General features: G+C 41.2%; 20 protein-coding genes. 11 read left to right on the top strand and 9 right to left on the bottom strand.

What is annotated here, in order from left to right; all coding sequences use genetic code 11:
- Positions 1–22: 22 nt before the first annotated feature.
- The gene (gene radC / locus H7T98_RS03550; RefSeq protein WP_002886831.1) at positions 23–709 is read left to right on the top strand and encodes a RadC family protein; all 687 of its coding nucleotides are present in this window, start codon (positions 23–25) and stop codon (positions 707–709) included.
- A 56-nt stretch (positions 710–765) separates the two neighbouring features.
- Here the strand turns inward: radC and H7T98_RS03545 are convergent, their stop codons facing one another.
- The 6 genes from H7T98_RS03545 to H7T98_RS03520 form a co-directional block, all read right to left on the bottom strand.
- The gene (locus tag H7T98_RS03545; protein ID WP_002886832.1) at positions 766–1,461 is read right to left on the bottom strand and encodes a gamma-glutamyl-gamma-aminobutyrate hydrolase family protein; all 696 of its coding nucleotides are present in this window, start codon (positions 1,459–1,461) and stop codon (positions 766–768) included.
- A complete protein-coding gene (locus H7T98_RS03540) occupies positions 1,454–2,113 on the bottom strand; it encodes a redox-sensing transcriptional repressor Rex (RefSeq protein WP_101799705.1) in 660 nt (219 codons plus the stop codon). Before H7T98_RS03540 ends, H7T98_RS03545 begins: the two co-directional genes overlap by 8 nt.
- A 141-nt stretch (positions 2,114–2,254) precedes the next feature.
- Positions 2,255–2,602 carry a DUF1831 domain-containing protein gene (locus H7T98_RS03535; RefSeq protein ID WP_002884733.1) on the bottom strand — a complete coding sequence of 116 codons (348 nt, stop codon included), beginning with the start codon at positions 2,600–2,602 and terminating at the stop codon, positions 2,255–2,257.
- A gap of 1 nt (position 2,603) precedes the next feature.
- Positions 2,604–3,716, bottom strand: a complete 1,113-nt coding sequence (locus tag H7T98_RS03530) for a cysteine desulfurase family protein (RefSeq protein ID WP_060971829.1) — start codon at positions 3,714–3,716, stop codon at positions 2,604–2,606.
- A 3-nt stretch (positions 3,717–3,719) separates the two neighbouring features.
- Complete coding sequence (locus H7T98_RS03525; RefSeq protein ID WP_002886837.1) at positions 3,720–4,691, bottom strand: ribose-phosphate diphosphokinase; 972 nt, start codon at positions 4,689–4,691, stop codon at positions 3,720–3,722.
- A gap of 273 nt (positions 4,692–4,964) precedes the next feature.
- Positions 4,965–5,540: a CYTH domain-containing protein gene (locus tag H7T98_RS03520; protein WP_002886838.1), complete on the bottom strand. Its 576-nt coding sequence runs from the start codon at positions 5,538–5,540 to the stop codon at positions 4,965–4,967.
- Between the two features lie 95 nt (positions 5,541–5,635).
- Here H7T98_RS03520 and H7T98_RS03515 point away from each other — a divergent pair, with 95 nt between their 5' ends.
- The 10 genes from H7T98_RS03515 (at position 5,636) to H7T98_RS03470 (ending at position 17,866) form a co-directional block, all read left to right on the top strand.
- Positions 5,636–6,310: a GTP pyrophosphokinase family protein gene (locus H7T98_RS03515; protein WP_014634828.1), complete on the top strand. Its 675-nt coding sequence runs from the start codon at positions 5,636–5,638 to the stop codon at positions 6,308–6,310.
- Positions 6,282–7,118 (top strand): NAD kinase, encoded by an 837-nt coding sequence (locus H7T98_RS03510; protein WP_060972658.1) that lies wholly within the window; start codon positions 6,282–6,284, stop codon positions 7,116–7,118. The genes H7T98_RS03515 and H7T98_RS03510 overlap by 29 nt, the downstream gene beginning before the upstream one ends.
- The gene (locus tag H7T98_RS03505; protein WP_060971830.1) at positions 7,115–8,011 is read left to right on the top strand and encodes an RluA family pseudouridine synthase; all 897 of its coding nucleotides are present in this window, start codon (positions 7,115–7,117) and stop codon (positions 8,009–8,011) included. The genes H7T98_RS03510 and H7T98_RS03505 overlap by 4 nt, the downstream gene beginning before the upstream one ends.
- A gap of 15 nt (positions 8,012–8,026) precedes the next feature.
- On the top strand, positions 8,027–9,010 hold the full coding sequence (gene pta, locus H7T98_RS03500) for a phosphate acetyltransferase (RefSeq protein ID WP_084915446.1): 984 nt from the start codon (positions 8,027–8,029) through the stop codon (positions 9,008–9,010).
- Positions 9,011–9,246: 236 nt separating this feature from the next.
- Positions 9,247–11,217: a peptide ABC transporter substrate-binding protein gene (locus tag H7T98_RS03495; protein ID WP_201061271.1), complete on the top strand. Its 1,971-nt coding sequence runs from the start codon at positions 9,247–9,249 to the stop codon at positions 11,215–11,217.
- Positions 11,218–11,398: 181 nt separating this feature from the next.
- On the top strand, positions 11,399–13,369 hold the full coding sequence (locus tag H7T98_RS03490) for a peptide ABC transporter substrate-binding protein (RefSeq protein WP_148512819.1): 1,971 nt from the start codon (positions 11,399–11,401) through the stop codon (positions 13,367–13,369).
- Positions 13,370–13,429: 60 nt separating this feature from the next.
- Positions 13,430–14,923, top strand: coding sequence for an ABC transporter permease (locus H7T98_RS03485; RefSeq protein WP_048673698.1), 1,494 nt, complete (start codon positions 13,430–13,432; stop codon positions 14,921–14,923).
- Positions 14,923–15,849, top strand: coding sequence for an oligopeptide ABC transporter permease OppC (gene oppC / locus H7T98_RS03480; protein WP_002884564.1), 927 nt, complete (start codon positions 14,923–14,925; stop codon positions 15,847–15,849). The genes H7T98_RS03485 and oppC overlap by 1 nt, the downstream gene beginning before the upstream one ends.
- A 9-nt stretch (positions 15,850–15,858) precedes the next feature.
- Positions 15,859–16,944, top strand: a complete 1,086-nt coding sequence (locus H7T98_RS03475) for an ABC transporter ATP-binding protein (RefSeq protein WP_013990226.1) — start codon at positions 15,859–15,861, stop codon at positions 16,942–16,944.
- Positions 16,937–17,866 carry an ATP-binding cassette domain-containing protein gene (locus H7T98_RS03470; RefSeq protein ID WP_201061270.1) on the top strand — a complete coding sequence of 310 codons (930 nt, stop codon included), beginning with the start codon at positions 16,937–16,939 and terminating at the stop codon, positions 17,864–17,866. The genes H7T98_RS03475 and H7T98_RS03470 overlap by 8 nt, the downstream gene beginning before the upstream one ends.
- A gap of 51 nt (positions 17,867–17,917) precedes the next feature.
- Here H7T98_RS03470 and H7T98_RS03465 read toward each other — a convergent pair whose 3' ends face one another.
- The 3 genes from H7T98_RS03465 to H7T98_RS03455 are packed head-to-tail and all read right to left on the bottom strand — an operon-like array spanning position 17,918 to position 19,795.
- Positions 17,918–18,703, bottom strand: a complete 786-nt coding sequence (locus H7T98_RS03465) for an ABC transporter permease (RefSeq protein WP_201061268.1) — start codon at positions 18,701–18,703, stop codon at positions 17,918–17,920.
- Between the two features lie 11 nt (positions 18,704–18,714).
- The gene (locus H7T98_RS03460) at positions 18,715–19,413 is read right to left on the bottom strand and encodes an ABC transporter ATP-binding protein (protein ID WP_002886849.1); all 699 of its coding nucleotides are present in this window, start codon (positions 19,411–19,413) and stop codon (positions 18,715–18,717) included.
- A gap of 4 nt (positions 19,414–19,417) precedes the next feature.
- Positions 19,418–19,795 carry a GntR family transcriptional regulator gene (locus tag H7T98_RS03455; protein ID WP_021143815.1) on the bottom strand — a complete coding sequence of 126 codons (378 nt, stop codon included), beginning with the start codon at positions 19,793–19,795 and terminating at the stop codon, positions 19,418–19,420.
- Positions 19,796–19,808 lie beyond the last annotated feature (13 nt).

The raw sequence follows: 19,808 nt of genomic DNA, 5'->3' as shown, positions 1-19,808 counted from the left end.
GTAAGTAGGAGGTTTTTTTCTTATGTATAGTATTGTAGCTGAGGAGTCGGGGCTTTTGCCTCGTGAGCGTCTCTTGCAGAAGGGAGCAGAAGTGTTGTCTGACCAAGAGCTGTTGGCGATAGTGCTGCGGACAGGGACCAAGTCTGAGTCGGTCTTATCTATGGCTAATCGTATTTTGAAAGGGATGACGAGTTTGGCGGATTTGTCTCGTTTGTCCTTGAATGAGCTTCAGGAGATTCCTGGTATTGGGCGTGTGAAGTCTATTGAACTCAAGGCTATGGTGGAGTTGGCTAAGCGGATTGAGAAGGCTGAGTTGTCTCGTTCTGAGCAGATTATGTCCAGTCAGCAGGTGGCTCGTCGTATGATGTTGGATATTGGGGACAAGCCTCAGGAGCATCTGGTGGCTATCTATTTGGATACGCAGAACCGTATTATTCAGCAAAAGACGGTTTTTATTGGTGGGGTCCGTCGTTCGATTGCTGAGCCACGTGAGATTTTACATTATGCCTGTCATCTGATGGCAACGTCCTTGATTGTGGTTCACAATCATCCTTCGGGGGAAGCCTATCCTAGTCGTAATGATATTGATTTTACTCAAAAGATTAAGCGGTCCTGTGACGACTTAGGGATTTGTCTGCTTGATCATCTGATTGTTGGCAAATCGACCTATTATTCTTTTCGTGAGGAGAGGGAGGATTTTGAGCTTTAGATTGAGCCGATGGAATAAAGACAAGAAAAAGCAACTGAGTGCAGTCTCAGTTGCTTTTAAAGTTCGTTAACGACGTATTCAAAGAGTTTGAGGTCTTCTTCACGTTTGTCTAGGAGAAGCTCTGGGTGCCACTGTACACCAAGAAAGCGAAGGTCTGGACTATTTGACTCAACAGCTTCGACTGTGTTGTCCTCAGGATCACGCGCAATGACACGAAGGTCAGAGGCCAAGTGTTTGATACTTTGATGGTGGAAGGAGTTGATAGAGGTTTCACTTCCGTAGATTTCTGCCAACTTACTGTTCTCATCAACAATCATCTCATGGTAGAGGTAATCAGACGGCTTGTCCTGCCAGTGATGCTCAATATCTTGATGGAGGCTACCACCTAGTGCGACGTTCATTAGTTGGGTTCCACGACAGATTGAAAAGATGGGTTTCTTCTGCTTAGTGGCTTCCTCGATGAGTGCCATTTCAAAGAAATCCCGTTCGAGGAAGAAGTCATCTTCACTGGCATGGTTCTCTTCGTTGTAGAATTTAGGGTCAACGTTTTGCCCACCGATCAGGATAAGCTTATCAATCATGGAGATGTAGGTCTTGGCTTCCGAAGGATCGGATACTGGTAGTAGGATTGCTAGGCCACCGGCTCTTTGAACTCCTTCTACAAAGCCAGATGGGGCATAGGACCAGTTGATGTCTTCATGGGCTGGATTAGGCCTTACATTGGCAGTGATTCCGATAATTGGTTTAGTCATTGTTACTCCTTGATTTTTCTTCTTCTTTCATGAAATAGAGTAGGGTTTGTAGTTCGCTAGTCAAGTCTACATATTGGACCACCACATGGCGTGGAAGATTGAGGTTGACCGGAGAGAAGCAGAGAATGCCTTCAATTCCAGCATCAACCAAAAGATCAGCCACCTCCTGAGCCTTAACTGATGGCACTGTCAGGATGGCTGTTTTGATATCTTCTTGGGCAATCTTGTCCTTAATCTGGGAAATCCCATAGATAGGAATCTTGTCCTCAGTTTGAGTTCCAACCAATTCATTATCGTCTGTATCAAAAGCCATGACCAGCTGCATGCGGTTACGCTCTTGAAAACGGTAGTGGAGGAGGGCACGCCCGACATTACCAACACCTACGAGGAGTACCTTGGTAGTCGCATTGTCATTTAGGAGTTCAGCGAAAAATGTCATCAGCTTGTTTACGTCATAACCAAAACCACGGCGACCTAGTTCACCAAAATAGGAGAAGTCACGACGAACAGTAGCAGGGTCAATCCCAATCGCTTCAGCAATTTGTTTAGAGCTTGCTTTGTCGATATTTTCACGATGGAATCGTTTGAAAATACGATAGTAGAGAGAGAGACGTTTGGCAGTGGCGTTTGGGATGTTTTTCTCAAATGTCATTGATCGCTTTCCTTTCTTTAATTAGTATGATTCTCTTATATTTTAAGAAAAGTTTGTGAAGATTGCAACAAAATAGTGTAGATGAGGCGATATAAAAAACCTATCACATGGATAGGCTATTTCTATGTAGTAAGAAAAAATTTAGACTTCTTCTTGCTCGAAAACGTTACGATCAACCAAACTCTGCATCAAGAAGTAGAATTTTTCTTGCAAGATGTGGTGATCTTCATTTTTAAAGATATTAACGTTACGAAGGCCAGATTTGTCTGTGATAGACAATTTGAAGCCTGTCAAGTCTTTGTTAATAGTGATTTTGAGTGGGAAACCTTCGCCTGAGTTAGGCACTTTTTCGAGAAGGCGGTGCAACTCGTAGTTTCCGATTTTATTTTGCACAAAAGTCGTATCACGTAGAGTGAATTTTTTGACATTAGGACTGATGGTGTAACGGTACTTACAGTCAGTCAAATGAATGCTTTTTTCAAATGCCATGTTAGTCTCCTATGATTTGATTAAGTTTTTCTGCTAGGGCCTGGAGTTCTTCAGCGGTATTTTCCTCTGATAAACTAATGCGAATGGCTGTTTTTAGCTTGTCAGAATCCTTGCCATAGAGGGCCTGGATGACATGACTTGGATCAACAGTTCCAGCAGTACAAGCAGAACCCGTTGAGACAGCAAAGCCTGCTAGGTCTAACAAGGTTAAGAGAGGGCCGTTTTCCTTATCAGGAAAACTGATGTTGATGACGTGAGGTAGGCTAGGTCCTCCACCATTGATTTCATAAGGAATGGTAAGGGAATCTAGAAAGGCCTGACGAATCTTTTCAACATGCTGGTAATTGTCTTGGTAGTGGTCGCTAGCTTGTTTGTAAGCTGCGGTCATACCTGCAATCCCGACCAGGTTTTCAGTACTGGCACGGCGTTTTTCTTCTTGCTCACCACCGTGAAGTAGGTTGTCAAAATGCAAATCGTTATGGTAGAGCAAGCCGACACCTTTAGGTCCGTGGAATTTATGGGCACTAATAGAGAGAAAATCGGCTCCAAGTTCCTCTGGGTGAATAGGAAGCTTTCCTGCTACCTGAACGGCATCGACGTGAAAGGCAGCTTGGTGATTGGCAAGCAAGTCACCAATTTCCTTAATAGGAAGTAATTGGCCAGTCTCATTATTGGCATACATAACAGAAACTAGAATGGTATCGTCACGTAAGGCATCAGCGATTTGTTGGGCAGTAATGACTTGATTTTTTGGTTGAATATAGGTTACTTCAAAACCAAAACGCTCTTCCAAGTAGGCCATGGTGTGAAGGACAGAGTGGTGTTCAATAGCAGTTGTAATCAGGTGCTTACCTTTAGATTGATTGGCTAGGGCGTAACCTTTGATAGCTGTATTGTTTCCTTCAGTCCCACCAGAAGTGAAAATAAGCTTACGAGCAGGGACTTCAAAGTATTTGGCCATTTCTTCACGGGCTTCACGAAGTTCCTTAGAAGCCTGTCGACCGTAAGCATGGAGGCTGGATGGATTTCCAAAGGTTTCAGTCATGACATGTGTCATAGCTGAAATAGCAGCAGTATTTAAAGGAGTTGTTGCTGCATTGTCCAAATAAACCATAGCTTAGTCCTCGTTTGCAGTGTAAGCAAAGAGTGGGCTAAGTGGTTGACGTTCGAAAATACGAGTAGTAGCGTTAGCGATTAGCTTACTTGCTGAAATGTATTTAACGTTTGTAGGAACTTTTTCTTTAGTTGCAACTGAATCTGTCACCAAGATTTCTTTAATTGGGGCAGCGTTGAGGACTTCTGCAGCACCTCCTGCAAAGAGACCGTGACTAGCTACTGCATAGATGTCTTTAACGCCACCACGTTCAAGGATTTTAGCAGCTTCAGCAAACGTTTTACCAGTATTAAGGATATCATCAACCAAGATTGCTGTTTTTCCTTCAACCTCACCGATGATGTAGCCTTCTTCACGTTCTGAATCATCTTGGGCGTAGTCAATGATAGCGATTGGTGCATCAAGGTAGTCCGCCAAGCTACGAGCACGTTTAACACCCGAGTTTTTAGGGCTAACAACGACAACATCACTTCCTGTGAATCCTTTTTTGTTGTAGTATTCAGCAAACAAAGGCATTGTGAAGAGGTTATCTACTGGGATATCGAAGAATCCTTGAACTTGGACAGCGTGAAGGTCAAGCGTCAAGAGACGATTGACACCAGCTTTAACTAGCATATTGGCAATCAATTTAGCAGTGATTGGTTCACGTGACGCAGCGATACGGTCTTGACGTGCATAACCAAAGTAAGGCATAACAACGTTGACAGAGTTAGCACTGGCACGTTTGCAGGCATCAATCATGATGAGCAATTCCCAAAGGTGGTCGTTAACAGGGTTGCTAGTAGATTGGATGATATAGATATCGTCCCCACGAACAGACTCTTCAATGTTGATCATGATTTCACCGTCAGAAAATTGACGTGAAGATACTTTACCAAGTGGCAATCCAGTAGCCTCAGCAATTTTTTCAGCAATTTCTGGGTTTGAGCTGAGCGAGAACAATTTCAATTGTGGGTTTGCTTTTTGATGTACCATGACGATGGTGACTCCTTTAAAAAAATAAGATGCTAAGCCCAGTTAGGGCTATTGTAATAAAACTACAGATAGTTCTATTTTAGCAAAAAGAAGCAGAAATTTCAGCCTTCAAAGTGTGATATTAGTGAAAAATACCGAACCTTTGTTAGATAAAATTCCTTTGTATGCGTTTTTAGAGAAATCTATTATCCTCTGAAGTTCTAAATACTTGTGGTATTTGAAGCTGCATGTGTTTAAAATAAAAAAACAAGGAGCCAACTCCTTGTCTAAATTTTAGTCTTTGTCTCGTTTGAGGGTAGCTACAAAGCGTGCAACCTTACTCTTGGCGTACTTAAAGTCAATGTTATTTTCTTTAAGAAAGGCATCAAAGTCGTCTTTACCTTTCTCAGCATCCGAAACTTCTAGTTCAAGCTCGTAATCTTTCTTATCAGCATAGACATTGACATCAAGAGCCATGAGGCCGATGTTGGTCTGGTACTCGCGACGAGTTGTGGTCAAATGTCCGAGGATGGTTAGGTCCTCTAGTTTAACCCCACGTTCTAAAAGAATGGATTTGATTTGACAATCAGGAAAGTCCAGCGACTTAGTCAAAGCCTTAGCATCCGCACAATCCATGGTAACGTTGTACTCCATGTTCCCGACTTTTTCAGGGATTTTCAAGGTCAGCTCACCATGAGTGGGAAGTGTCCTAATACGCAAAGACAACTTTTTATTTCTCATGTCACTCTGAGGAGTGTCGATGTAGTAGTTTGTTTGCGTAACAGGTGTCACATGGGAGAAAAGCATCGCTAAACGATTGTACTCGTCTTTGGTGAGTAGAGTCTTGTACTCTATCTCTAAATGGTTCATGTGTGTCCTCCCTTGTGCTTTCAAATGTGGTATAATATAACAGATTGTATTTATTTTATAAAAAACTAAAGCTTTTGACAAGGAGGAGTCCTATCTTGACCATGGATTGGGAAGAATTTCTAGACCCCTATATTCAGGCCGTAGGTGAGCTCAAAATCAAGCTCCGAGGCATTCGTAAACAATTTCGTAAGCAAAATCGTCACTCGCCCATTGAGTTTGTGACGGGACGTGTGAAGTCAGTAGCTTCCATTGAGGAGAAAATCGCACTTCGTGGCCTTTCGATTGAAAATTTGGCTCAAGATATGCAGGATATCGCTGGTCTCCGAGTCATGGTCCAATTTGTCGATGATGTGGATGAGGTTTTGGCTTTGCTTCGTCATCGTAGTGATATGACTATTGTTTCAGAGCGAGACTATATCAGAAACCGTAAAAATTCGGGTTATCGCTCTTATCATGTTATCATCTCTTATCCCGTTGATACCATAGATGGTCGTAAGGAAATTCTTGCAGAGATTCAGATTAGGACTTTGGCCATGAACTTTTGGGCCACCATTGAACATTCCCTTAATTACAAGTATCAGGGGAATTTTCCTGAGGAGATTAAACTTCGCTTGGAAACTACGGCCCGTATGGCTTATGAGCTTGATGAAGAAATGCGCAAGATACGTGATGATATTAGAGAAGCCCAGTTGCTCTTTGATCCAATTAATAGAACTTTGAAGGATAGTGTAGGAAATAGTGATGACACAGATGAAGACCTCTTCGGATGAGATGAAGGTAGCTATTATTGCCAATGGCAAACCCCAAAGTAGGCGTGTTGCCTCGAAACTTTTTAATGCCTTTCGAGATGATCCTGATTTTTATTTGACCAAGAAAAATCCAGATGTGGTCATCTCAATTGGTGGTGATGGCATGTTGCTATCGGCCTTTCATATGTATGAAAAAGATCTTGCGCGTGTGCGTTTTGTAGGGATTCACACGGGTCATTTAGGCTTTTATACGGATTATTTGGACAGTGAAGTGGATCAATTAATCGAGACGCTTCGAAAGGATAGTGGTGCAAAGATTTCTTACCCTCTTTTGAATGTCAAATTGACCCTGGCTGATGGTCGTTCTTTTACGTCGATTGCCCTCAATGAAGCAGCCATCAAGCGTAATGAGAAAACCATGGCAGCAGATGTTTGCCTTAATGATGTCTTGTTTGAGAGCTTCCGTGGAGATGGGTTGTCGGTGTCAACGCCTACAGGATCAACGGCCTACAATAAATCACTGGGTGGTGCGGTCCTTCATCCTACTATTGAAGCCTTGCAACTGACAGAGATTGCCAGTCTTAATAATCGTGTGTACCGGACCTTAGGAAGTCCCCTTATTGTGCCCAAGCATGAGAAGATTACCGTTTATCCTACCCGAATGGGAAGCTACACTCTATCCGTTGATAATAAAACCTATACCAACCGTAATGTAAAAAAGGTAGAATTTTCGATTGACCAACGAAAGATTTCTTTTGTTGCTAGTGCTAGCCACACAAGTTTCTGGGAACGGGTCCGTGAATCCTTTATTGGAGACATGGAAGAATGAGATATGAGTTTACAGTAGGGCGTTCCTGTCGAGTTAAGACTTTTTTGAAGGAGCATGATATTTCAAAAGGACTTCTGGCCAAGATTAAGTTTGAAGGTGGTCATATTTGGGTCAATGGCGAGGAGCAGTTTGCGACTTATCCTGTCCATGAAGGAGATGTGGTTGCCATTGAAATCCCTGACGAGGCACCGCACGAGACCTTGAAACCTATCCCTTTTGACTTGGATATTGTCTATGAGGATGATAACTTCTTGGTGATCAATAAACCTTATGGCTATGCCAGTATTCCAAGTGTTAACCATGATAATACCATGGCTAATTTCGTTAAACATCACTTCGTTAGCAACAATTATCCTAACCAGCGTGTGCATATTGTGACACGTCTGGATAAGGACACGTCTGGTCTCATGCTGTTTGCTAAGCATGGTTATGCCCACGCGCGTATGGATAAACAGTTGCAGCAGAAGTCTATTAAGAAGCATTACTATGCCTTGGTTGAAGGTGATACAAAACTTGAGGAGCAGGGTGAAATCATTGCACCGATTGCGCGTGATGTAGATTCTATTATTACACGTCGGGTTCATAAATCGGGGAAATATGCCCACACTAGCTATCGCTTGGTAGCTGATTATGGTAGGGTTAAACTGGTTGATATCAATCTTCATACCGGACGTACGCACCAGATTCGTGTGCACTTTGCCCACCTAGGTTTGCCTCTTTTGGGAGACGACCTTTATGGCGGGTCCCTAGACTATGGTATTAAGCGTCAAGCCTTGCATTGTCACCGTCTTGCATTTGTTGATCCTTTCACCAAAAAAGAGATGGTCCATGCATCTTCCTTGACAGATGATTTTGAAATCGTTATCATGAATTTACAAACTAAAAAAGATTGATTGAGGAATTTTTTTATGCGTAGTCTATTTGGTGAACTTCGTGAACATATTTTAGGGAAAGGTGTTAAGATTGTTTTCCCTGAGGGTAACGACGACCGTGTGGTTCGTGCAGCAGCCCGTTTGAAATTTGAAGGATTGGTTGATCCTATTATTTTGGGAGACCCAGCAGAGGTTCACAAAATCTTGAACGATCTTGGTTTTGCAGACTTTAACTATACAATTGTTAATCCTGAAACCTATGAAGATTTCGAGGAAATGAAGGAAAAATTTGTTGAAATCCGTAAAGGGAAAGCGACAATGGAAGATGCGGAAAAGTTGCTTCATGATGTCAACTATTTCGGTGTTATGCTAGTTAAACTTGGTCTTGCTGATGGGATGGTTTCAGGTGCTATTCACTCAACAGCGGATACGGTACGTCCGGCCCTTCAAATTATCAAAACAAAACCTGGTATTTCTCGTACATCAGGTGTCTTCCTTATGAACCGTGAAAATACCGATCATCGCTTGATGTTTGCTGACTGTGCTATCAATATTGAACCAAATGCTCAAGAGTTGGCAGAAATTGCAATTAATACTGCTGAAACAGCTAAAGTTTTTGGTATTGATCCTAAAGTGGCCATGCTTAGCTTCTCAACAAAAGGTTCTGCTAAATCGCCAAAAGTTGACAGGGTTGTTCAAGCAACAAATATTGCTAAAGAAATGCGTCCTGACTTGGCTATTGATGGGGAGTTGCAGTTCGATGCAGCATTTGTTCCAGCAACAGCAGCTATTAAGGCTCCAGATAGTGACGTAGCAGGACATGCTAATGTCTTTGTCTTCCCTGGCTTGCAAGCAGGTAACATTGGATATAAGATTGCCCAACGTTTGGGAATGTTCGAAGCTATCGGACCAATCTTACAAGGTCTTAATAAACCTGTTAACGACCTTTCTCGTGGGGCTAGTGCTGAAGATATTTACAATTTGGCGATTATTACAGCTGCTCAAGCTCTTAATAGCTAATTTTAACTTAGAAACAGAGGTTTAACCAAGGTGTTAGGCCTTTTTGTTTTATGCATGACTGGTGATTAAAAATAAATCGATTAAAGTAGCTAGAAATCCAGAAAACACAAGGGACTGCTGAATTTTTCGTATTTCATCAGGTGCAATAATTGTGCAAAATAGTCTGATAATGACTCCTTTTCTTGATTATTTATGCTATAATGAAAGAGTAAAATTTTATTTTTTGGAGAAATCTTATGAAAAAAAGCAAATGGTTAGCCCTTGCGGGTGTGGCACTCCTCAGTGTAGGTGCCTTAGCGGCTTGTTCTTCTAAGTCAAGTACTAGTGGAACGACTTATGGTTATGTTTATAATTCAGATCCAGAATCATTGGATTACATCACTTCAAATACAGGACCTACTAAGACAGCTGTGACAAACGGTGTAGATGGTCTTATGGAAGCAGATAAATATGGAAATCTTGTCCCTTCAGTAGCTGAAGATTGGTCTGTCTCTCAAGATGGTCTGACTTATACTTATAAAATCCGTAAGGGTGTTAAATGGTACACTTCAGATGGTGAAGAGTATGCTGATGTGACTGCTAAGGACTTTGTGACTGGTCTTAAGCATGCGGCTGATTCCAAAGCTGGAGCCCTCTATTTGGTACAAGATTCTATTGCAGGCTTGTCTGACTACCTCTCTGGTGCCAATAAAGATTTCTCAAATGTAGGTGTCAAAGCAATCGACGATCACACATTGCAATATACCCTTAAAAAACCAGAACCATACTGGAATTCTAAGACAACCTATGGTTTGCTCTTCCCGGTTAACGAAGACTTTCTTAAGAATAAAGGAAAAGATTTTGGTAAGTCAACAGACCCAACCTCTATCCTTTATAACGGTCCTTTCCTTCTTAAATCTTTGACAGCTAAATCATCTATCGAGTTGACTAAGAATGAGAATTATTGGGATAAGAAGAACGTGCATTTCGACGCTATCAAATTGTCATATTATGATGGTTCTGACCAGGAGGCTCAAGAGCGTAGCTTCTCAGATGGTGCTCTCAGCATTGCACGTGTATTCCCTATGAGCTCTAACTATGCGTCAGTAGAAAAGAAATATAAAGATAATATTTATTACACAGCACCAGGTGCGTCTACAGCAGCTATTGGTGTGAATATTGATCGTCAAAGCTATAAATTCTCAGCTAAGAAGTCAGATGCTGAAAAGACATCAACTAAGAAGGCTCTTCTAAACAAAGACTTCCGTCAATCAATCAACTTCGCTATTGATCGTACAGCTTATCAATCTCAAGTTAATGGTAAAGATGGGGCAGCTCTTGCTCTACGTAACCTCTTTGTTCCTTCTGATTTTGTCAGTGCAGGTGATAAGACCTTCGGTGACCTTGTGACAGAGAAAATGAGCACTTACGGTGATGAATGGTCTGGTGTCAATTTTGCGGATGGTCAAGATGGTCTCTACAATGCAGAAAAAGCTAAGACTGAGTTTGCCAAAGCCAAAGAAGCTCTTCAAGGTGAAGGTGTTCAATTCCCAATTCACTTGGACCTTCCAGTTGATCAAAGTTCTAAACTTAATGTTGCTCAAGCTCAATCATTGAAACAAACGATTGAAAAATCATTGGGCAGTGAAAATGTCGTTATCGATATCAACCAGTTGTCATCTGATGATATGCAAAATGCTACTCTTAATGCGGCTAATGCGGCAGCAGAAGACTGGGATATTTCAAACGGTGTGGTTTGGGGTCCAGACTATCAAGATCCATCAACTTACCTTGATATCTTTAAGACAACTTCAAGTGAAAATACCAAGACTTTCATGGGTTATGATGATCCAAACAATGCGGCCGCAGCTCAAGTAGGTCTTAAAGATTATGACGCCTTGCTTGATTCAGCAGCTTCAGAAACAACAGACCTCAACGCTCGTTACGACCGTTATGCTCAAGCCCAAGCTTGGTTGGAAGATAGCTCTCTTGTCATTCCATTGACTGTTGGTAACGGTGCAGCACCAGTTATCTCACGTTTGACACCATTTACGGGTGCTAGCATGCAGGTGGGTGATAAGAACTCATCAGACTACTTCAAATATGTGAAACCACAGGAAAAAGTAGTTACTAAGAAAGAATATGAACAAAGTCGTGAAAAATGGCTTAAAGAAAAGAAAGCATCTAACGAAAAAGCTCAAAAAGATCTTGAGAAACACGTTAAATAATATTCTTGAGGAGAAGGCAGTTAGCCTTTTTCTTTTGTCCAAAAAGGGCTAATTCCTAGTGTTCATAAGGGGTATAATTGTGAGAAAGTCAGTATAAGACAAAATATTCTGAAAATTGTACTCATCTTATTTTTTATGGTATAATGTAGGCATATAAAAAAAGATTTTTTGGAGAATGCTTATGAAAAAAAGTAAATGGTTGGCCCTTGCGGGTGTTTCCCTCCTAAGTGTTGGGGTTTTAGTGGCTTGTTCATCAAAATCAAACACTTCAAGCAATACTTATAACTATGTTTATACTGCTGATCCTGAGACATTGGATTACCTTATTTCCAATAAAGGTTCAACGACTGATGCTGTGACAAATGGTGTCGATGGCCTTTTGGAAAATGATAAATATGGTAACTTGGTACCTGCTATTGCCAAGGATTGGACTGTTTCAGCTGATGGTTTGACTTATACTTACAAACTTCGTAAGGGAGTTAAATGGTATACTTCAGACGGTGAAGAGTATGCGGAAGTAACAGCTAAAGACTTCGTAACAGGTCTTAAGCATGCTGCTGATAAGAAGACAGAGTCAATTTATTTGGCAAAAGATTCTGTAGTAGGTCTTGCTGATTATTTCAACGGTACTGATAAAGACTTCTCTAAAGTTGGTGTTAAAGCACTTGATGACTACACTCTTCAGTACACTCTTAAACAACCAGAACCATACTGGAATTCTAAGATGACTTATTCTCTCTTCTGGCCTGTTAACGAAGAGTTCCTTAAGTCAAAAGGGGATAGCTTTGGTAAATCAACAGATCCATCATCTATCCTTTATAATGGTCCATACATCCTTAAGTCATTGACAGCTAAATCATCTATTGAGTTGACTAAAAATGAAAACTATTGGGATAAGAAGAATGTTCACTTTGATGGCATCAAACTTTCTTTCTACGATGCATCTGACCAAGAATCACTTGTCCGTAATTTCACTGATGGCGCTTATAGTCAAGCACGTTTATATCCAACAAGCTCAAACTTTGATTCAGTAGAAAAACAATATAAAGATAATATCTTCTATACACAACCATCTGCAGATATTGGTGGGGTTGGTGTTAATATTGACCGTCAGTCTTACAACCATACATCTAAGAAGACTGATGCTGAGAAAGATTCAACTAAGAAAGCTCTTCTTAACAAGGACTTCCGTCAATCAGTTAACTTCGCTATTGACCGTACTGCTTATTCAGCACAACTTAATGGTGAAAAGGGTGCAGCACTTGCTGTTCGTAACCTTCTTGTGAAACCTGATTTTGTTTATGCTGGTGACAAGTCATTCGGTGATTTGGTAACTGAAAAGATGCCTTCATATGGTGACGAGTGGTCAGGTGTTAACCTTAAAGACAGTCAAGATGGTCTCTTCAACGCTGATAAGGCTAAGACTGAATTTAATAAGGCTAAGGAAGCTCTCCAAGCACAAGGTGTTCAATTCCCAATTCACTTGGACCTTCCAGTTGACCAAGCTGCAAAACCAACTGTAGCACGTGCACAATCTTTGAAACAATCTGTTGAAAAGACACTCGGTAAAGAAAATGTGGTTGTAGACGTTCATCAAATGTCTCAAGATGATCTTCTTAACAGTACTTTGTATGCAGCTAACGCAGCAGCAGAAGACTGGGATATCAATATTTCAGTTGCTTGGGCGCCTGACTATGAAGACCCATCAACATTCCTTGATATCTTCAAGACAACAGCTAGTGAGAACACAAAAACTTACATGGGATTTGACGATCCTAACAATGCAGCAGCAGCTCAAGTAGGTCTTAAAGACTTTGATGCTTTGGTTGATAATGCAGCTAAAGAAACAAGCGACCTCAACGTACGTTATGAACGTTATGCAGAGGCACAAGCTTGGTTGGAAGATAGCTCACTCTTCATGCCACTTATGGTTAACAAGGGTGCTGCTCCAATGGTAGCTCGTTTGACACCATTCTCAGGTGCTTACTCTCAAGTAGGACCTAAGGGTTCTGACAGATACTTCAAGTACCTTGAGCCTCAAAAAGATGTTGTCACTAAGAAAAACTATGATAAAGCCCGTGAAAGCTGGCTTAAAGAAAAGTCTAAGTCCAACGAAAAAGCTCAAAAAGACCTTGAGAAACACGTTAAATAAAAGGACGATGGAACTTTCTCATTAGATTGGGAAAGTTCTTTTGGAATTAAAGGAAGAGACATGAAAAAATATATTTTATTGAGAACCCTCCGTTCTCTATTGTCAATATTTGTCGTGACGGCCTTGACCTACACGATTATCTATACCATGGTGCCGAGGCGTCTGATTTTCAGACAGGACCCTAACTACAATAAGATTGCTAAGACAGCTGATTCTAAGACTAACTATGAAAATACAATCTATGAACGTATGGGTTATATTGATTACTATGACACCAAGGAGTTGCAGGAGAAAGCTAGCTCCCTCGATAAGTCAGTAACCACTAAGCCAACAAAAGAAAATAAGGCTATTTACCAAAAATATGTGGATAGTTTAGGACGTGGCTGGCGTTTGCATCAATTCAAGCAAAGTAAACAATTCTATGCGACACGTGATGTGCCGGTGCTTGAACGTGTGTTTGGCTTCTATGCACACCTCTTTGAATTTGACAATACCGGATGGGTTAAAGATAAAACAAATCCAAACTTGAAGCGTTACATCCGTATTGAAAATGACCCAGCTATCGGTTGGTCAGTTGTCGGTTCAGGGACTAAGCATAAATATTTGCTTTACTTTAACAGTCAGTTCCCATTTGTTCACCAAAACTTTGTTAAGATGAACCTTGGTACATCTTACCCAACTTATGCTGAGCAAGGTGTTCTTGATGTTATTACACAAGGTCAAGGGCAAACACAAAGCTCTGAGGTCAACTTCCCTACTGGTAAGAAAGTATCTTCAGTAGATATCTACTCTCGTACTTATAAATCACCAAGTCAGGCTGATGCTAGGGATCGTTCTTACTATGGTGATGACCCATACACATCTACTAAGAGTCGCTACCAATACCCATCAATGGTGACAAGTTCTGCCATTGCTGGTTTGATTGGTTTGGTCTTGTCTTATGCTTTGGCAATTCCATTGGGATCATACATGGCACGCTTTAAAAATACACTCTTTGATAGTATTTCAACTGGTGTCTTGACTTTCTTGCTCTCACTACCAACCATCGCCTTGGTTTATATCATTCGTTTGATTGGTTCTGAGATTGGTCTTCCAGATTCCTTCCCTATCTTGGGTGCGGGTGACTGGCGTTCATACGTCTTGCCATCTGTTATTCTCGGTCTTTTGTCTACACCAGGTCTTGCCATTTGGATTCGTCGTTACATGATTGACTTGCAGTCACAAGACTTCGTTCGTTTTGCACGTGCCAAAGGGTTGTCAGAACAAGAAATTTCGAATAAACACATTTTCAAAAATGCTATGGTTTCCTTGGTTTCAGGGATCCCAGCATCTATCGTTAGTGTTATCACAGGGGCAACCTTGACAGAAACAATCTTTGCCTACCCTGGTATGGGTAAAATGTTGATTGACTCTGTCCGTGCTTCAAATAACGCTATGGTTGTGGGTCTTGTATTTATTTTCACAGCCCTCACCATCTTCTCATTGCTTGTGGGTGATATCCTTATGACTATGATTGACCCACGTATCAAATTGACATCTAAAGGAGGTAAATAATGGCTTCAATTGATAAAAGTAAGTTCCAATTTGTAAAGCGCGATGATTTTGCCTCTGAAACAATTGATGCGCCGGCCTATTCATACTGGAAATCGGTGATGCGTCAGTTCTTCAAGAAAAAGTCAACAACTGTTATGTTGGGTATCTTGATTGCTATCATTTTGATGAGCTTTATCTACCCAATGTTTTCAAAATTTGACTTCAATGACGTGTCTAAGGTTAATGACTTTAGTGTGCGTTATGTGCATCCAAATGCTCAATACTGGTTCGGTACAGACAGTAATGGTAAGTCTCTCTTTGACAGTGTTTGGTTTGGAGCTCGTAATTCTATCCTTATTGCTGTTATCGCTACCTTCCTTAACGTTGCTATTGGTTTAGTCGTTGGTGCTGTTTGGGGGATTTCTAAGACCTTCGATATGATTATGATGGAAATCTACAACATCATCTCAAACATTCCTGCCCTCCTTGTCGTTATCGTCTTGACTTACTCATTGGGTGCTGGTTTCTGGAACATGATTTTTGCCATGACTGTCACAGGTTGGATTGGTATTGCTTATACTATCCGTATTCAAATCATGCGTTACCGTGATTTGGAGTACAACTTGGCTTCTCGTACTTTGGGAACACCAACTCCTAAGATTGTGGTTAAAAATATCATGCCACAACTTGTATCAGTTATCGTGACTATGGCTAGTCAGCTCTTGCCAGGATTTATCTCTTACGAAGCCTTCCTTTCTTACTTTGGTTTGGGGCTTCCTGTTACAACGCCTAGTCTTGGTCGTTTGATTTCAGACTATGCACAGAACGTTACAGTCAATGCTTATCTCTTCTGGATTCCATTGACTACCTTGATCCTCGTTTCCCTCTCTCTCTTTATTGTCGGTCAAAACTTGGCGGATGCCAGTGACCCACGTACGCATAGATAGGAGTCCAATATGACAGAAAATAAAAATGTAATATTATCGGCTCGCGATATCGTCGTGGAATTTGACGTTCGTGACCGTGTTTTGACAGCCATTCGAGGAGTTTCCCTTGATCTGGTTGAAGGTGAAGTTTTAGCCTTGGTTGGTGAGTCTGGTTCAGGTAAATCAGTTTTGACTAAGACTTTCACAGGGATGCTTGAAGAAAATGGTCGTGTAGCTAGCGGTTCTATTGATTATCGTGGCCAAGATTTGACCAAACTTAAGAGTCACCAAGATTGGGCACCTATTCGTGGAGCTAAGATCGCGACTATCTTCCAAGATCCTATGACCAGTCTTGACCCAATTAAGACTATCGGTAGCCAAATTGTTGAAGTCATTGTCAAACACCAAGGAAAATCAGCTAAAGAAGCTAAAAAAATGGCCATTGATTACATGGACAAGGTTGGTATTCCTGATGCTGAAAAACGTTTCAACGAATATCCTTTCCAATACTCTGGTGGGATGCGTCAACGTATCGTCATTGCCATTGCCTTGGCTTGTCGTCCTGATGTCCTTATCTGTGACGAGCCAACAACTGCCCTTGACGTAACCATTCAAGCTCAAATCATTGACCTCTTGAAATCACTTAAAGAAGAGTACGGTTTCTCAGTGATTTTCATTACCCATGACCTTGGTGTGGTAGCAAGTATCGCTGACAAGGTTGCTGTTATGTATGCTGGTGAAATCATCGAGTACGCAACTGTTGAGGAAATTTTCTATGAGCCTTGTCACCCATACACTTGGAGCTTGCTTTCAAGCTTGCCACAGTTGGCTGACGATAAGGGTGAGCTTTTCTCTATTCCAGGGACACCACCATCACTTTATACACCAGTTGTTGGAGATGCCTTTGCCTTGCGTTCAGACTATGCCATGCAAATTGACTTCGAGGAAAAAGCACCACAATTCCAAGTTTCAGATACTCACTGGGCTAAGACCTGGCTCTTACATGAGGATGCACCAAAAGTTGAAAAACCTGAGGTTATCCAAAATCTACATGAAAAAATCCGTACTAATATGGGATTTGCACATTTAGGAGATGAGGAGGAAGGCAATGCCTGAGAAGTTAGTTGAAGTAAAAGATGTGGAGATTTCCTTCGGTGAAGGAAGCAAGAAATTCGTTGCTGTCCACAATGCTAATTTTTTCATCAACAAGGGTGAAACCTTTTCCCTCGTTGGTGAGTCTGGTAGTGGTAAAACCACTATCGGGCGTGCCATTATTGGTCTAAATGATACAAGTAATGGTGAGATTATTTTTGACGGTAAGAAAATCAATGGACACTTATCTCACTATGAGAAAAACGACCTTATACGTCGTATCCAGATGATTTTCCAAGACCCTGCGGCTAGTTTGAATGAACGTGCAACAGTCGATTATATCTTGTCTGAGGGCTTGCATAACTTCCATCTCTATAAGGATGAGGAAGATCGTAAAGCAAAAATCAAGAAAATCATCAAAGAAGTGGGACTTCTTGAGGAGCACTTGACACGTTATCCTCACGAATTTTCTGGGGGACAACGTCAACGTATTGGGATTGCACGTTCCTTGGTCATGCAACCGGACTTGGTTATCGCTGACGAACCCATCTCAGCCCTTGACGTGTCAGTTCGTGCCCAAGTTTTGAACTTGCTTAAGAAATTCCAAAAAGAGTTGGGATTGACCTACCTCTTTATCGCTCACGACTTGTCAGTGGTCCGTTTCATTTCTGACCGTATTGCTGTTATTTACAAGGGGACAATCGTGGAAGTTGCTGAGACAGAAGAACTCTACAACAATCCTATCCACCCTTACACCAAGTCACTCTTGTCTGCTGTTCCTATTCCAGACCCAATCTTGGAACGTAAGAAAGTCTTGAAGGTTTATGATCCAAACCAACACGACTATTCTGTCGATAAACCAGAAATGGTTGAAGTACGTCCAGGACACTTCGTTTGGGGTAACAAGGCCGAAATCGAGACTTATCGTAAAGAACAAAGTAAATAAGTCTTTTCAATGCAAAAAAAAATCGTGTTCCAGAAGGAACACGGTTTTTCTTTAGTCTAAATTTAAGCGTTTGGTCATGATATAGTAGGTACCAAAGTAACTTGCTGCGATGAGAATGAGAGACTGAACTAGACTAATGATATATGACGAGTTATTAATTGCAGTATATGTTGCATCTCCGGTCAAGGCTGCACCGAGTCCAAAGAAGAAACCAATAAAGAATAGGATAGCCTGAATGGCGAAAAAGGCGACAAATCCCATAAAAACTTTGTTAGTGTTGAAGAGATTTCCGATACTAATACAGAGGTAATAGAAAAGGATACCAGCAATCATTGACAAGATTGTAGAAGGGATGAAGAGGTAGAAAGCGCCTATCTCTTTTAGGATCTGGCCAAAGTAGCTGGTAGCTAGTAGGATATCTTTCATATCAAGGCAGAAAGCAGCTATAATTCCAATCGAAAGGAGTATAACGAGTGATGAAATGATATCTAAAATAAAGGCTACCAAGAGTTTAGACAAGATTAATTGGTGAGCAGAAACTGGGAGCGTATTGGTTAGATAACCTTCTCTCCCAAAGACAGTCTTTGCAAAGCGTCTGACAATGAGAACTATTGTTGCTATATAAATAGTTCCCCATACGATAATGGTAGCAAAAACCATCAGTGTGAAGAAAGCAAAGAAGAGTAGACTAGGTTCTTGGTGGCTCTGTTCAGTTACAAAAATAGATTTTCGAAGCATTAAACCCAAGGGGATAGAGAGTAGGATGGCAATACCATAGATGCCAAGATACCATTTACGGACCGATTGTAATTCATATTTAACTAATTTCCAAAACATGCTCATACCTCCTAGTTGTGGAACATCTCTCTAAAGAGTTTGTCGATAGATTTGCCATGGGCTTGACGGATATTATCAGCATCACCCTGAAGTTCAATCTGACCGTATTTTAAGAAGACAACTTCATCTAGGACGGATTCAATATCTGCAATCAAATGGGTTGAAATGATAACAGAAGCATCTTCAGAGTATTGGTTGATGATGGTTTTAAGAATGTAGTCACGTGACGCAGGATCGACTCCACCGATAGGTTCATCGAGGAGATAGAGTTTAGCTTCACGACTCATAACCAAAATCAACTGAACTTTTTCTTTGTTACCTTTTGAGAGGTCCTTAAGGCGCAAATCAGGCTGGAGCTTTAAATCCTGCAAGAGTTGCAAGGCAAGAGGATAGCGGAAGTCAGCGTAAAAATCTTGGAAGAAGTCCAAGTAGTATTGGATAGTCTTACTTTCATCCAAATAAGTTGTATCAGGTAGATATGCCACTTGAGCTTTGGTGATAGGTGATGGCTGAAATCCATTAATAGTTGCTAAACCAGAAGTTGGTTGAAGGAGGCCGTTCAAAATTTTGATTAGGGTTGTTTTACCACTACCGTTTGGTCCTAAGAGACCAATGATTTTACCAGAAGGGATGGACATGGTCACATCTCTAAGGGCTGGAATACCATTATAGGTCTTGGTGAGATTTGTTAGAGTTACAATATCAGTCATCGGTCTACAAGTCCTTTCCTGTTTGTTCGATGTAGTCAGTGATGATAGATTTGATTTCAGGTGAGCTAAAACCAATGGCTGTCATCTCAGAGACAAAGTTCTTCATGAGACTTTGGGCAATCTCGTGTCGTTTTTGATCAATTAGTTTTTCATCTTCGGTAACAAAGCGACCAGAGGTACGGGCAGAATAGACCAGCCCCTCTTTTTCAAGTTCTTGGAAGGCTCTTTGTACGGTGTTGGGATTGACCCCGGCTTCCTGAGCAAATTCCCTAACAGGTAGGAGTTGTTGTCCCATACTCAATTCCTTGGAAGCTATCTTCAGTTTGACGCGATAGGCGATTTGGAGATAGATTGGCGATTTTTCATCAAATGTCCAAGCCATAAGAGACTCCTTT

The organism is Streptococcus sp. 23.2, assembly GCF_016648665.1.
Lineage (GTDB): Bacteria > Bacillota > Bacilli > Lactobacillales > Streptococcaceae > Streptococcus > Streptococcus salivarius_E.
This window is presented reverse-complemented; position numbering and strand designations above follow the sequence as displayed.

Excerpts from the sequence above, each read along its gene's own strand:
- radC (WP_002886831.1), top strand. The coding sequence starts at position 23 with ATGTATAGTATTGTAGCTGAGGAGTCGGGGCTTTTGCCTCGTGAGCGT.
- H7T98_RS03545 (WP_002886832.1), bottom strand. The coding sequence starts at position 1,461 with ATGACTAAACCAATTATCGGAATCACTGCCAATGTAAGGCCTAATCCA.
- H7T98_RS03540 (WP_101799705.1), bottom strand. The coding sequence starts at position 2,113 with ATGACATTTGAGAAAAACATCCCAAACGCCACTGCCAAACGTCTCTCT.
- H7T98_RS03535 (WP_002884733.1), bottom strand. The coding sequence starts at position 2,602 with ATGGCATTTGAAAAAAGCATTCATTTGACTGACTGTAAGTACCGTTAC.
- H7T98_RS03530 (WP_060971829.1), bottom strand. The coding sequence starts at position 3,716 with ATGGTTTATTTGGACAATGCAGCAACAACTCCTTTAAATACTGCTGCT.
- H7T98_RS03525 (WP_002886837.1), bottom strand. The coding sequence starts at position 4,691 with ATGGTACATCAAAAAGCAAACCCACAATTGAAATTGTTCTCGCTCAGC.
- H7T98_RS03520 (WP_002886838.1), bottom strand. The coding sequence starts at position 5,540 with ATGAACCATTTAGAGATAGAGTACAAGACTCTACTCACCAAAGACGAG.
- H7T98_RS03510 (WP_060972658.1), top strand. The coding sequence starts at position 6,282 with ATGACACAGATGAAGACCTCTTCGGATGAGATGAAGGTAGCTATTATT.
- H7T98_RS03505 (WP_060971830.1), top strand. The coding sequence starts at position 7,115 with ATGAGATATGAGTTTACAGTAGGGCGTTCCTGTCGAGTTAAGACTTTT.
- pta (WP_084915446.1), top strand. The coding sequence starts at position 8,027 with ATGCGTAGTCTATTTGGTGAACTTCGTGAACATATTTTAGGGAAAGGT.
- H7T98_RS03495 (WP_201061271.1), top strand. The coding sequence starts at position 9,247 with ATGAAAAAAAGCAAATGGTTAGCCCTTGCGGGTGTGGCACTCCTCAGT.
- H7T98_RS03490 (WP_148512819.1), top strand. The coding sequence starts at position 11,399 with ATGAAAAAAAGTAAATGGTTGGCCCTTGCGGGTGTTTCCCTCCTAAGT.
- H7T98_RS03485 (WP_048673698.1), top strand. The coding sequence starts at position 13,430 with ATGAAAAAATATATTTTATTGAGAACCCTCCGTTCTCTATTGTCAATA.
- oppC (WP_002884564.1), top strand. The coding sequence starts at position 14,923 with ATGGCTTCAATTGATAAAAGTAAGTTCCAATTTGTAAAGCGCGATGAT.
- H7T98_RS03475 (WP_013990226.1), top strand. The coding sequence starts at position 15,859 with ATGACAGAAAATAAAAATGTAATATTATCGGCTCGCGATATCGTCGTG.
- H7T98_RS03470 (WP_201061270.1), top strand. The coding sequence starts at position 16,937 with ATGCCTGAGAAGTTAGTTGAAGTAAAAGATGTGGAGATTTCCTTCGGT.
- H7T98_RS03465 (WP_201061268.1), bottom strand. The coding sequence starts at position 18,703 with ATGTTTTGGAAATTAGTTAAATATGAATTACAATCGGTCCGTAAATGG.
- H7T98_RS03460 (WP_002886849.1), bottom strand. The coding sequence starts at position 19,413 with ATGACTGATATTGTAACTCTAACAAATCTCACCAAGACCTATAATGGT.
- H7T98_RS03455 (WP_021143815.1), bottom strand. The coding sequence starts at position 19,795 with ATGGCTTGGACATTTGATGAAAAATCGCCAATCTATCTCCAAATCGCC.